Annotated in this window: 15 protein-coding genes and 1 pseudogene; 12 read left to right on the forward strand and 4 right to left on the reverse strand. The window is 60.2% G+C overall.

The features are described from left to right. Positions 1 to 113: 113 nt before the first annotated feature. Positions 114 to 581 (reverse strand): GNAT family N-acetyltransferase, encoded by a 468-nt coding sequence (locus tag PY650_RS00140; protein WP_285877058.1) that lies wholly within the window; start codon positions 579 to 581, stop codon positions 114 to 116. Between the two features lie 190 nt (positions 582 to 771). On the opposite strand from PY650_RS00140, the gene PY650_RS00145 reads away from it, so the two are divergent. Beyond that, complete coding sequence (locus PY650_RS00145; RefSeq protein WP_285877059.1) at positions 772 to 1,215, forward strand: SRPBCC family protein; 444 nt, start codon at positions 772 to 774, stop codon at positions 1,213 to 1,215. A gap of 93 nt (positions 1,216 to 1,308) precedes the next feature. On the opposite strand, the gene PY650_RS00150 is transcribed toward PY650_RS00145, so the two are convergent. Continuing rightward, entirely contained in the window at positions 1,309 to 2,337 is a 1,029-nt protein-coding gene (locus PY650_RS00150; protein ID WP_285877060.1) for an MBL fold metallo-hydrolase, read from the reverse strand. A gap of 324 nt (positions 2,338 to 2,661) precedes the next feature. Here PY650_RS00150 and ffh point away from each other — a divergent pair, with 324 nt between their 5' ends. The 10 genes from ffh to leuC all read left to right on the forward strand — a co-directional run bounded on the left by ffh (position 2,662) and on the right by leuC (position 10,748). Next, positions 2,662 to 4,230, forward strand: a complete 1,569-nt coding sequence (gene ffh, locus PY650_RS00155; protein WP_285877061.1) for a signal recognition particle protein — start codon at positions 2,662 to 2,664, stop codon at positions 4,228 to 4,230. Positions 4,231 to 4,248: 18 nt separating this feature from the next. Beyond that, complete coding sequence (locus PY650_RS00160; RefSeq protein WP_028751355.1) at positions 4,249 to 4,551, forward strand: chorismate mutase; 303 nt, start codon at positions 4,249 to 4,251, stop codon at positions 4,549 to 4,551. A gap of 115 nt (positions 4,552 to 4,666) precedes the next feature. Further along, positions 4,667 to 5,026, forward strand: a complete 360-nt coding sequence (gene rpsP, locus PY650_RS00165; protein ID WP_285877062.1) for a 30S ribosomal protein S16 — start codon at positions 4,667 to 4,669, stop codon at positions 5,024 to 5,026. 122 nt (positions 5,027 to 5,148) lie between these two features. After that, positions 5,149 to 5,721 (forward strand): ribosome maturation factor RimM, encoded by a 573-nt coding sequence (rimM, locus tag PY650_RS00170; protein ID WP_285877063.1) that lies wholly within the window; start codon positions 5,149 to 5,151, stop codon positions 5,719 to 5,721. 7 nt (positions 5,722 to 5,728) lie between these two features. Then, on the forward strand, positions 5,729 to 6,409 hold the full coding sequence (gene trmD / locus PY650_RS00175; protein ID WP_285877064.1) for a tRNA (guanosine(37)-N1)-methyltransferase TrmD: 681 nt from the start codon (positions 5,729 to 5,731) through the stop codon (positions 6,407 to 6,409). Between the two features lie 267 nt (positions 6,410 to 6,676). Beyond that, complete coding sequence (gene rplS / locus PY650_RS00180; RefSeq protein ID WP_285877065.1) at positions 6,677 to 7,216, forward strand: 50S ribosomal protein L19; 540 nt, start codon at positions 6,677 to 6,679, stop codon at positions 7,214 to 7,216. Between the two features lie 210 nt (positions 7,217 to 7,426). Next, positions 7,427 to 8,224, forward strand: a complete 798-nt coding sequence (locus tag PY650_RS00185) for a basic amino acid ABC transporter substrate-binding protein (protein ID WP_285877066.1) — start codon at positions 7,427 to 7,429, stop codon at positions 8,222 to 8,224. 34 nt (positions 8,225 to 8,258) lie between these two features. Then, positions 8,259 to 9,071, forward strand: coding sequence for an amino acid ABC transporter permease (locus tag PY650_RS00190; protein WP_285877067.1), 813 nt, complete (start codon positions 8,259 to 8,261; stop codon positions 9,069 to 9,071). A 75-nt stretch (positions 9,072 to 9,146) separates the two neighbouring features. After that, a complete protein-coding gene (locus PY650_RS00195; RefSeq protein ID WP_281024658.1) occupies positions 9,147 to 9,269 on the forward strand; it encodes a hypothetical protein in 123 nt (40 codons plus the stop codon). Positions 9,270 to 9,338: 69 nt separating this feature from the next. Then, positions 9,339 to 10,748, forward strand: a complete 1,410-nt coding sequence (gene leuC / locus PY650_RS00200) for a 3-isopropylmalate dehydratase large subunit (protein WP_285877068.1) — start codon at positions 9,339 to 9,341, stop codon at positions 10,746 to 10,748. Between the two features lie 81 nt (positions 10,749 to 10,829). Here leuC and PY650_RS00205 read toward each other — a convergent pair whose 3' ends face one another. Continuing rightward, positions 10,830 to 11,732: an EamA family transporter gene (locus PY650_RS00205; RefSeq protein WP_285877069.1), complete on the reverse strand. Its 903-nt coding sequence runs from the start codon at positions 11,730 to 11,732 to the stop codon at positions 10,830 to 10,832. A gap of 82 nt (positions 11,733 to 11,814) precedes the next feature. Here PY650_RS00205 and PY650_RS00210 point away from each other — a divergent pair, with 82 nt between their 5' ends. Beyond that, positions 11,815 to 12,324 (forward strand): MarR family winged helix-turn-helix transcriptional regulator, encoded by a 510-nt coding sequence (locus PY650_RS00210; RefSeq protein WP_285877070.1) that lies wholly within the window; start codon positions 11,815 to 11,817, stop codon positions 12,322 to 12,324. A 108-nt stretch (positions 12,325 to 12,432) separates the two neighbouring features. Here the strand turns inward: PY650_RS00210 and PY650_RS00215 are convergent. After that, positions 12,433 to 12,579, reverse strand: a pseudogene (locus PY650_RS00215) (aldo/keto reductase); the annotation flags it as partial. Positions 12,580 to 12,622 lie beyond the last annotated feature (43 nt).

Genomic DNA, 12,622 nt, shown 5'->3' on the forward strand with positions numbered 1-12,622 from the left:
ATATGGCGGAATTGCGGGGGAATTACCAGTGGCATGGTTGGTTCATGGCTTGAGACATCGGACCGGGCAGAGGCTGAGCGTCAATCGTTTGGGCGCATGCACTGCGCATGTCATTAAAGAAGCCGGCAGCACAGATCAATTTCGTCCCGGATGGGAATCCCATGATTGCCGATCTGTGGAATTGCAGGTTTAAGCAAGCGAGCCGCATCCACCGCACCAGGTCGAACCCGCCGTAGTTCGAAGCCTCGCCTTTGATAGAAGCGCAACGCGGTGAGATTGTCATTCGTCGTCGTGACCCAAAGGCAAGAAATTCCACGCTTCCGCAAAAGATCAGCCAAAGCGTCAATCAATAAAGTTCCGACGCCCTGACCGGGACAAACGGCATCAAGCGACATCAGCTCGGCCTCGTCGTCTCCCGCCCGATAGGTCGCCAGTCCCCGATCGGGTTCGGCTACCAGCGCGGGAAGCTTCAGCAAATCAAAGGCCCCGCCGTGGGCGACAACCACGGTGCTACCCCATCGCTCTATAAGGAGCTTCGCAATCCAATCCGCATCTTGTTCGGTGGGCGCACGTACGGTCATAATTTACTATAACTGCGAACAGGCTGTTCGACTATCGACGGATAATTGCTTCCATCGCCTCTGCGCGAAAATCCCGCCGCATGAGCGCTTGACGCAATTTAATTCAATAAAAAATCCGCCGAATGTCGGATCACGGATACCTCGCTCGTCCTAGGCTCGTCCACTCCGTCAAACCAGAAGGATCATGACCATGCCGAATACCATCCGCCTGCATCGCGTCCTGGCAACCAGCCCGGAGAAGGTCTACCGCGCATTCATCGAGGCGGACGCGCTTTCCAAGTGGCTTCCGCCGAACGGCTTTGCCTGCACCGTGCATCATCTGGAACCGAACGTCGGCGGTACGTTCAGAATGTCCTTCCGCAACTTCACGACGAGCCAAAGCCATGCGTTCGGCGGTGAGTTTCTTGAGCTCGTCCCAGGTGAACTGGTGCGCTACACCGACAAGTTCGACGATCCTAACCTGCCGGGCGAAATGGATGTCACCGTGACGTTGAAGAAAGTCCTGGTCGGGACCGAGGTGAACATAACCCAAGCAGGCGTTCCCGACCTCATTCCGCCGGAAGCCTGCTATCTCGGCTGGCAGGAATCGTTGCAAAACCTGGCAAGGCTCGTCGAGCCTGAAATCAATCAGTAAGGCATCGGGAGCGGACAGACCCGCTCGGCCTGGCATTCCAGCACCGGCCGTCCTGTCTTGCAGGGCGGCTCGTGATGGACTGTGCATTGCTCTTCAAACAACCGGCACAATCGGCACATCAAACACTTCGCCTGCCCTGAGCGGCCTAAAGCGATCCGCCTCCACGCCTTCCTGCCGAAGTGCCGCGTCCAGCGCCTTGACCGGCGCATCGATCGCCTCGTCAGTGAGCTGGAAGGTCGCGAAATGGTGGCCGGCGACGTGAGCCGCGTTGCAGAGTTTCATGCCTTGAACCGCTTCCGCCGGGTTCTGGTGCTGGCCTTTCATGAACCAGCGCGGCTCGTAGGCCCCGAAAGGCAGGTTGGCGAGGCGGAAACCGCCATGTTTTTGCCGCGCCGCCTCATAGTTGACGCCGCGATGAAAGCCGGTGTCGCCGATGTGATAAATCTTGCCGGCGGGGGTCGTGATGACGAAAGCCGCCCATAGCGCCATGCGACGGTCGCCGGCACCGCGCGCCGACCAGTGATGGCAGGGCTCGGCATCCACAGTCACCGTGTTGGTGACGGCGATGCGATCGCCCCAATCCATCGTCGTGATCCGAGCATCGGGTACCCCACGACGGATAATCACATCGTTGCCGAGCGGCGTCAGGATTTTCGGCGCATGCGTCGCGTGCAGCCGCTTCAGCGTTGCGAGATCGAGATGGTCGTAATGATTGTGCGAGACCAGCACGAGATCGATCGGCGGCAAGTCTTCGAACCGGATACCCGGCGGAACCGCTCGCTTGGGCCCGATGAAGGTGAAGGGGCTCACCCGTTCCGACCATACCGGATCTGTCAACACATTGAGACCAGCTGCCTGGATCAGCATCGAGGCATGGCCGATCATGGTGACCCGCAACGCGTCGCTGAAAACATGCTTGTCGGGCCTCGCCGGCGGAAACAGGCTGACGACTGGATTCGGCCAACGCGCACGCCCGCCGCCGATTTTCCATTTCAACAGGTCGCCGAAACCACCCGGCTCTACGCCGTCCGGATTGAAGAAACGTAGCCCGTCGAAATGATCGGAGATGGGACCTTGGTAATATGGGTTCGCTGCCTTCCGGGAGCCGGATTTGTCTGTCATGAATGCGCCGATGGATTTTTCTCTTGGCTGAGATGTGTGCTAAATATAGAGCTTTTGAAAGCCTTTCTGGCCTCTTGGCTTGACTTTCCCACCCGTTTCCTGTTTATCCCCACCATCTGCGACGAGCACAAGCCTCCGAGCCACCGACCGGGACCCGTTAAGGTATAAAGAGATCCCGGAGGTCAACACCCGACAGCGCGATGCGCCCTCGGGTGCTTTTTGGCTTTGCGTCTTGTTTTCGTCATGGAAAAGCACGACGTTTTCGGGCGAGGAACCGCGCAGAAGCGCGAATCCAAATCCCAAGCGATCGATAAGGAAGAACAGATGTTTGAAAACCTCCAGGACCGTCTTGGTTCCATTCTGAATGGACTGACAGGCCGCGGCGCGCTTTCGGAAGCCGATGTTTCCGCAGCGCTGCGCGAGGTTCGCCGCGCGCTGTTGGAAGCCGACGTGGCGCTGGATGTCGTGCGCCCTTTTACCGATCGCGTTCGTGAAAAGGCCGTCGGCGCCGAAATCCTGAAGTCGATCAAGCCCGGCCAGATGGTCGTCAAGATCGTCCACGACGAGCTGATCGAGATGCTCGGCGGCGAAGGCGTCGGCATCGACCTGAATGCGCCGGCCCCCGTTGTCGTCATGATGGTCGGTCTGCAAGGCTCCGGTAAGACCACCACGACTGCAAAGATCGCCAGCCGCCTGACGAGCCGCGACCGCAAGAAGGTCCTGATGGCCTCGCTCGACACGCGCCGCCCGGCGGCGCAGGAGCAGCTGCGCCAGCTCGGCGTCCAGACCGGCATCGACACGCTGCCCATCATTGCCGGCCAGTCGCCGACCGATATCGCCGCCCGCGCCGTGCAGGCAGCAAGACTCGGCGGCCATGACGTCGTCATCCTCGACACCGCCGGCCGTACGCATATCGACGAGCCGCTCATGGTCGAGATGGCGGATATCAAGAAGAAGTCGAATCCGCACGAAATCCTGCTGGTCGCCGATAGCTTGACCGGTCAGGACGCTGTCAATCTCGCCCGTAATTTCGACGAACGCGTCGGCATCACCGGTCTGGTGCTGACCCGCATGGACGGCGACGGCCGCGGCGGTGCCGCCCTTTCGATGCGTGCCGTCACCGGCAAGCCGATCAAGCTGATCGGCGTTGGCGAAAAGATGGGTGAGCTCGAGGAATTCCATCCCCGCCGCATCGCCGACCGCATCCTCGGCATGGGCGACATCGTCTCGCTGGTCGAAAAGGCCGCCGAGAACATCGACGCCGAGAAGGCGGCCGCCATGGCTGCCAAGATGGCCAAAGGCAAGTTCGATTTGAACGATCTCGCCGACCAGCTCAAGCAGATGCAGAAAATGGGCGGCATGGGCGGCATCATGGGCCTGATGCCCGGCATGGCCGGCATGAAGGACAAGATGGCGGCCGCCGGCCTCGACGACCGCCTGTTCAAGCGCCAGCTCGCCATCATCTCCTCGATGACCAAGGCTGAGCGCGCCAATCCCGATCTCCTGAAACACTCCCGCAAGAAGCGCATTGCGAGCGGCTCTGGCACCGACGCCTCCGACATCAACAAGCTTCTGAAGATGCACCGCCAGATGGCGGACATGATGAAGATGATGGGCGGCAAGGGCAAAGGCGGCATGATGAAGCAGCTCATGGGCGGCCTCGCCGGCAAGATGGGCCTCGGCGGTGGAATGGGCGGTATGCCCGACCTGTCGAACATCGACCCCAAGCAGCTCGAAGCCCTGCAGAAGCAGGCCGAAGCCGCCGGCCTCGGCCGTCCCGGCGCCCTGCCGGGCCTCGGCGGTGGTGGCGGATTGCCCGGTCTCGGCGGCGCTAAGTTGCCTGGCCTTGGCGGTGGTTTCCCGGGCCTGCCCGGTTTGCCGAAGAAGAAATAAGAAGGATCGCTGACCCCAATGATTGATCCAGACGTCAAGGCCCAATTGGGCAACTACCGCCAGTCGATCGACAATATCGATGCCGCACTGGTGCATATGCTGGCCGAACGCTTCCGCTGCACGAAGGAAGTCGGTGTGCTGAAGGCCAAGTACAACCTGCCGCCGGCCGATCCGGCGCGCGAGGAATACCAGATCGAACGCCTGCGCCGCCTGGCAAAGGATGCAAATCTGGACCCGGATTTCGCCGAGAAGTTCCTGAACTTCGTCATCAAGGAAGTCATCCGGCATCATGAACAGATCGCTGCTGATCTCAAAGCATGATCGTGAAAACGGTGAAGCGGTTTTCGGAAGAGATCATGCAACACACAAAAACAGCAGCGGCAAATGAACATACCGCCAAAACGAAGCGGTCAAGAAAAGCCTAAGGAGTAGAAACATGGCACTGAAAATTCGTCTCGCCCGCGGTGGCTCCAAGAAGCGCCCGTATTACCACGTCGTCCTCGCCGACGCCCGTTCGCCCCGCGACGGCCGTTTCCTCGAGAAGCTCGGTTCCTGGAACCCGATGCTCGCCAAGGACGATGCCAAGCGCGTTGAGCTCGACGCCGACCGTATCAAGCATTGGCTCGACAACGGCGCTCAGCCGACCGACCGCGTTCTTCGCTTCCTCGCCGAAGCCGGCATTGCTACGCGCGAAGCCAAGAACAACCCGGAAAAGGCAAAGCCGGGCAAGCGCGCCCAGGAACGCGCCGCTGAAAAGGCCCAGAAGGCTGCTGACGCCGCCGCTTCTGCTGAATAATCCGCCTTAACGGCTATTGGAAACGGGTGGCATGGCGACATGCCGCCCGTTTTTTGTTCCCATCCGCGAGCGTTCATCTTATGAGAGAACGCAATCGATCCTCTGGCAGTCGGCACAGGACCATGACGAAACTTGAAAACCCGGTATTGATGGCCACCATCGGCGCCGCACAGGGCCTGAGAGGCGAAGTGCGCGCCCGCGCATTTACCTCCGACCCCACGGCGCTCGGCGACTACGGTCATCTGCACAGCCTCGACGGCCGTAGCTTCGAGGTCCTGGAAATCCGCGAAGCCAAGAACGTGGTTATCGTCCGCTTTCGCGGCGTCAACGACCGCAACGCCGCCGAGGCGTTGAATGGGCTGGAACTCTACATTGAGCGCGACAACCTGCCCGATGACGAGCTGGAGGACGACGAGTTCTTCTATGCCGATCTCGAAGGCTTGGAAGCGGTCGACGACAAGGGCACCGGCTACGGTACGGTCAGCGGCATCTATGATTTCGGCGCCGGCGACCTGCTAGAGCTGAAGGGGCCGGGCAAACGCCCGGTGCTCATCCCGTTTTCCGAAGCTGCCGTGCTGGAAATCGACCTTGAAGGCGGCAAGATCCTTATCGACCCGATGGCAGCGGGCCTGATCGACAGCCCGGAGGAGTTCCCCGGCAAGCCACCGAAGCGTCCGGGCAAAGCGAAGAAGTGATCCGGCCATGAGTTTCAGTGCGACCATCCTGACGCTGTATCCCGAGATGTTTCCCGGCCATCTCGGCACATCGCTCGCCGGAAAGGCAATGGAGCGCGGGCAATGGTCGCTGGACACCGTGCAAATCCGCGATTTTGCCACCGATAAGCACCGCACTGTGGACGACACGCCGGCCGGCGGCGGCGCCGGCATGGTGCTGAAACCGGACGTCCTTGCCCGCGCCATCGACCATGCCTCAAAAAACGACGACCGCCCCCGCCTGCTGATGAGCCCGCGCGGCAAGCCACTCACGCAGAGGCGCGTTCGGGAACTCGCTGACGGTGACGGCGTTATCATCGTCTGCGGCCGCTTCGAAGGCGTCGACCAGCGGGTAATCGACGGCCGAGACCTCGAGGAAGTCTCGATCGGAGACTACATCCTCTCCGGCGGCGAGCCGGCCGCCCTGATTCTGCTCGACGCCATCGTCCGCATCCTGCCCGGTGTCATGGGCAACGATCTTTCCGGCCAGAACGAGAGCTTCGAAGGGGGCCTGCTCGAACATCCGCAATATACGCGTCCGCAGGTCTGGGAAGGCCACGAGATTCCAGCGGTGCTGACCTCAGGCAACCACGGCGCCATCGCCAAATGGCAGCGGCAGGAGGCGGAGAAACTGACCAAGGAACGCCGGCCGGATTTGCTCGAGAAGTAGCAGATCGCGCTTTCGCCCGGCCGGAGGAGTATGAACGTTCAAAAGTGACATCTCGCTCATGAAATTCCCCCGACAAGGGGTGACAAAGCCGCGACAATAGGGTATGTGCGCGCCCGGCATGGGAAATTTCCCATCAACCACCAAAGAATAGCAGACGTATTCGCTCCTGCCTTCACGGGCATATATCCGAGGCGAGACCGCAGGGTCCGACCAAAGATAGATCTTTCAGAGCGCTCTGGCTGTTGAACCAACAACGAGGTTGATAACATGAACATCATTCAGCAGTTGGAAGCCGAACAGGCCGCCAAGATCGAAGCCAAGCGTACCCTTCCCGAATTTTCCGCCGGCGACACCGTCCGCGTCAATGTGAAGGTCACGGAAGGCAACCGTACCCGCGTTCAGGCCTATGAAGGCGTCTGCATCGCCCGTTCGGGCGGTGGCCTGCAGGAAAACTTCACCGTTCGCAAAATCTCCTATGGCGAAGGCGTTGAGCGCGTATTCCCGGTCTATTCGCCGATGATCGAAAGCGTCGAAGTCGTTCGCCGCGGTAAGGTCCGTCGCGCCAAGCTCTACTACCTGCGCGACCTGCGCGGCAAGGCTGCTCGTATCGTCGAAAACACCGGCACACGCGCCCGCAAGCTCAACGATTCCGAGCGCCAGGCCGTTGCCGATGAAAAGGCTCGCATCGAAGCCGAAAAGGTTGCCGCAGCTCAGGCTCTCGCGGCCGAAAAGGCAGCAGCCGAAGCCGCCGAAGCAAAGGCAGCCGCCGAAGCCGCTGCAGCCTCCGCGGAACCGGCGGCAGAATAAGCTTTCCTCGCGGATTGCAGACATCAAGGCGGCCTTTGGGTCGCCTTTTTTATTGCCAAGGAAAAGACAAGGGTACGAGAAGGAAAATTCTCCGCAGGACACAAGCTTTGGAGCAGCTTTTCTGTTTTTATCGTCGTGGGTATGGCAATGGCCTTGCAATCCGCTTTCCAATTATGACAATTTTCCGTTGCGCTATTCGGGGAGATTTCCATGGCATTCCGTCGTTCGTTCCTTCTGGGCCTCACCGCCCTCGTACTTGCACCATTTGCTTCCTTTGCAGCCGACCTGCCGAATCTCAACGGCAAGACCGTCGTCGTCGTCACTGAGAATGCCTATCCGCCGCTGCAATTCATCGACCCCAAAACCGGCAAGGCGATCGGCTGGGAATATGACGCGATGAACGAAATCGCCAAGCGGTTGAATTTTAAGCTCGAGTATCAGAATACGAGCTGGGATGCGATGATCCAGGCCGTCTCCGACGGCCAGTACAACATCGGCATGACCGGCATCACCATCAAGGAGGACCGCAAGCAGAAGGTCGATTTCTCCGATCCCTACATGCGCTCGCAACAGTTCATGCTGGTGCGCGGCGATGAAAAGCGCTTCACCGATGCCAAGAGCTTTGCTGCCTTCAAGGATGGCCTGATCGGCGCCCAGCCGGGCACAACGCCTTTCTACACCGCCGTCTACGAGGTGCTTGACGGCAACGAACAGAATCCGCGCATCAAGCTCTTCGAAACCTTCGGCGCCACCGTGCAGGCGTTGAAGACCGGCGACGTCGACGTGGTTCTGACCGACGGTACGGCCGGCAAAGGATATGTCGAGGCCTCAAACGGCGCATTGAAGCTGATCGGCGATCCGCTCGGCACAGAGGATTTCGGCTTCATCTTTCAAAAAGGCTCCGATCTCGTCGCTCCGATCAACGCCGCCATCGCCAGCCTGAAGGCCGACGGAACCTTTGAAGCGCTGAGCAAGAAGTGGTTCCTCGACTACAAGATGGGCCAGTAAGCCTTATGCCTCTGCAGCTGGGAATGCCGTTCTGATGGCTCAGAGCGGACACCATATCAAGGACGACTATCCCTGGTGGCTAGTCGTCTTCGTTTTGTTAGGCGTAGCGATCGCGGCCGCCATTATCGTCAGCGATCTTTATACCCAGGTCTTCTTCACCGTCGCACAAGGCGTCTATGTCACCGTCTTCGTGACGCTGGTCGCCTTCGCGCTGGCAGTCGTACTCGGCCTTTGCATTGCGCTGCTCGGCCTCAGCGACCATATCGTCTTGCGCCAAACGTCACGCTTCTATATCGAAGTCATTCGCGGCATCCCGATGCTGGTGCTGCTCTTCTACGTTGCCTTCGTGGGAGCCCCCGCGATCGTCGCGCTCTATAACACCGTGTCGGCCCCACTGGTTGACGCGGGCTGGGCAAAGCCGATGCTGGTGCGCGATCTGTCCCTGATGTGGCGCGCCATCATCGCGCTGATGATCGGTTATGCCTCCTTCATCGCCGAGATCTTTCGCGCTGGCATCCAGGCCGTCGACCACGGCCAGATCGAGGCGGCCAAGGCGCTCGGCCTGTCGCGCTACCGGCGCTTCCGCCACGTTATCGCGCCGCAGGCGATCCGCGTCATCTTCCCGCCGCTCTCCAACGATTTCGTCTCGATGGTGAAGGACAGCTCGCTGGTTTCCGTCCTTGGCGTCGCTGACATCACGCAGATGGGCAAGGTCTATGCCTCAGGCTCGTTCCGCTTCTTTGAAACCTACTCGATCGTCACCTACATCTACCTCATCCTCACGGTGGGCCTGTCGCTATTGCTGCGCCGGGTCGAAAAACGGATGCGCAAGGCGCACGAGCGCTGAGAGAATAACCTGCGGCAAAATGTTGGCCCACGGCCACCATTGCCGAAGGTTTTGAAAATTGGTATGAGCATCCGCATGACTAGGATCATGAGCAAGGACGGGCAATTCGTCACGGCTTTCGTGCTGCAGGACCATAAGCGCCTGCCGGCTCGTTTCTTTGCGATGATTTCGGGCGCGCTCAACAGCCGACTTCGCTGATCACTCCCGAGGCCGGCGGTCCTGATCCGTCACCCCCGTTTTCGACAATGCCAATATGGATCTATAGCCATGAGCGCTCCCCGCACCCTTTACGACAAAATCTGGGATGATCATCTCGTCGACGCCCAGGACGATGGTACCTGTCTTATCTATATCGACCGTCACCTCGTTCACGAAGTAACGTCGCCGCAGGCTTTCGAAGGCCTGCGCATGAGCGGCCGCAAGGTCCGCGCGCCGGAAAAGACCCTGGCCGTCGTCGACCATAACGTCCCGACCTCGCCCGACCGCCATCTCGGCATCAAGAACGAGGAAAGCCGTATCCAGGTCGAGGCGCTGGCCCACAACGCCGCCGAATTCGGCGTTGAATACTACTCCGAAAACGACAAGCGCCAGGGCATCGTCCACATCATCGGCCCCGAGCAGGGCTTCACTCTGCCCGGCATGACCATCGTCTGTGGCGACAGCCACACCTCGACGCACGGCGCCTTCGGCTCGCTGGCGCACGGCATCGGCACGTCGGAAGTGGAACACGTTCTGGCCACCCAGACGCTGATCCAGAAGAAAGCTAAGAACATGCTTGTGCAGGTCGACGGGCAGCTTCCGCCCGGCGTCACCGCCAAGGACATCATCCTCGCCATCATCGGCGAGATTGGCACTGCCGGCGGCACCGGCTATGTCATCGAATATGCAGGCGAAGCCATCCGCTCGCTGTCCATGGAAGGCCGCATGACGATCTGCAACATGTCGATCGAAGGCGGTGCCCGCGCCGGCCTGATCGCGCCCGATGAAATCACTTTCGAATACATCAAGGGCAAGCCGCGCGCGCCGAAGGGCGAAGCGCTGGAGCAGGCGATCAGCTACTGGAAGACGCTGAAGTCGGACGAAGGCGCGCATTACGACCGTATTGTCAAGCTCGATGCCGCCAACCTGCCACCGATCGTCTCCTGGGGTTCCTCGCCGGAAGACGTCGTCTCTGTCCAGGGCATCGTGCCGAACCCGGACGAAATCCAGGACGAGACCAAGCGCGCTTCCAAGTGGCGTGCGCTCGACTATATGGGCCTGAAGCCGGGCACACCGATGACGGAGATCAATATCGATCGCGTTTTTATCGGTTCCTGCACCAACGGCCGAATCGAGGATCTGCGTGCAGTTGCCAAGGTCGTTGAAGGCAAGACGGTGGCTTCAACGGTCGACGCGATGATCGTTCCGGGCTCCGGTCTTGTGAAGGAACAGGCAGAAGCCGAAGGCCTCGACAAGATCTTCAAGGCCGCCGGTTTCGACTGGCGCGAGCCTGGCTGTTCCATGTGCCTGGCCATGAACGACGACCGCCTGAAACCCGGCGAACGCTGCGCTTCGACCTCGAACCGCAATTTCGAGGGCCGCCAGGGCTTCAAAGGCCGCACACATCTGGTATCGCCCGCCATGGCCGCCGCCGCTGCAATCGCGGGGCACTTCGTCGATATCCGCGAATGGAACTGATCGGCTTCGACAGATTGGATGCAAAAGGCGGCTTTCGTGCCGCCTTTTTTGTCTGCTGCGAGAGATCTCGGCCTGGGCCTTCTATGCTCTCGAAGCGACTGCCTGGAGATCCGTAGGCGCCGATTTTCCACCGGAAGGAAGCTGCTGCGCGCGCTGGCTGAGCCAAACGCTGCCAAGCACGATGGCAATTCCCAGGAACTGTATCAGGCTCAATCGCTGGTCCAGCACCCACCAGCCGAGGATCACCGCAGTCGTGGGGCTGAGAAAGCCGAGCGGCGAGACGACGGACGGCTCCAGGCGCGACAGGCCGCGAAACCAGAGCAAATAGGTGAGCGCTGCGCCGATGAGGCCGAGATAGGCAAAACCCAAAAGATTGGCAGCGGTCGGAAAGGGAAGCGGCGGCTCCATTGCCAGGGTGAAGGGCAGCAACAACAAGCCTCCGGCCGTCAACTGCCAGGCGGTGAAGGTGAGCGGCGAGACATCGGGCCGCCAGCGGCGGTTAAGCACGGTGCCGGCCGCCATGGAGACGGCGCCGCCGATTCCAGCCGCAATGCCCACCGGATCAAGTGTCGCCTTCGGCGTGAGGATGAGAAGCGCGACACCAACGATCCCGGCGATCGCCGCGAGAATGGAAAGGCCGCGGATCGGCGAACCGAGCAGGAACCGGGCGAGCACGAGGACGATGAGCGGCTGGATCGCACCGACAGTGGCCGCCACTCCGCCGGGCAACCTGTATGCGGAAATGAACAGCATCCACCAGAAAAACGAGAAATTCAGCGCGCCGAGGACGAGCGATCTCGCCCACCAGATGCCGTGCGGCAATCGCCGGACGACGGCGAGCAGGAGCAGCCCTGCGGGTAATGCGCGCAGCATGGCGACAGTCAGAGGGTAGCCGGCCGGCAGAAGCTCGGTCGTCACCAGATAGGTGCTGCCCCAGATGGTCGGGGCGATCGCTGTCAGCAACAGGTCGAAATTACGCCTCACGTGACACCTCCGAAATTTATCTCGACGTCAAGATAACTCAATATACCTTGACGTCAAGATAAATTCGTGGCGAGGTCTCACCATGGATCGCATCGACAAAATTCTCGCCCAGTGGCACCGCGAACGGCCCGATCTCAACACCGGCCCTATGGGCTTGATCGGCCGCATCAGGAACCTCGCCCACCATCTCAGCCGAGAAATGGACCGGACTTTCGCCCAATTCGGATTGAACGGCGCAACTTTCGACGTGCTGGCCACCCTGCGCCGCTGGGGAGCGCCCTATGCCCTCTCCCCCAGCGATCTGATGGCTGCCATGATGGTTGCCTCGGGCACAATGACCAATCGCATCGATCAACTGGAAAAAGCCGGTCTCGTCGCCCGCAGCACCAATCCCCAGGACGGCCGCGGCTTTCTGGTGTCGTTGACAGAAAAGGGATTTGCACTGATCGATAGCGCCGTGGCCGCACATGTCGAGACCCAGGCCCGTCTCGTCTCGGGCCTGTCGGAAGAAGACAAAGCAGTGCTGAACGCGCTACTTGGCAAATATTTAGCCGGCTTCGAGGCTGCGCTCGAGACATCCGCCGCAATCTGAGCGCCCGAAAAATAGCCCGCAATCGGCGGGCCATTTTCACGCTCAATATTGTTCCGGCCGGCCTGAACAGGATCTCGTTGATGTCAATACAGTCAACTGCTTAGCGCTCTAGCGACCGACCCTTGCTTGCAGATGCTGAGGATAACGGTCTCCTTGGACAGCGATTTGGGAGAGTGCATCCTCGATATTGCGAAGATCGTCGGCCATCAGCAAGCCCTCGCCCGCTCCAATGTTCTCTTCAAGCCGGTGCATCTTGGCTTCAATTTTGACACTGTCATGAAGCTAAATGGGCTCGGAA

Source organism: Martinezella calliandrae (assembly GCF_030272695.1).
Lineage (GTDB): Bacteria > Pseudomonadota > Alphaproteobacteria > Rhizobiales > Rhizobiaceae > Rhizobium > Rhizobium calliandrae.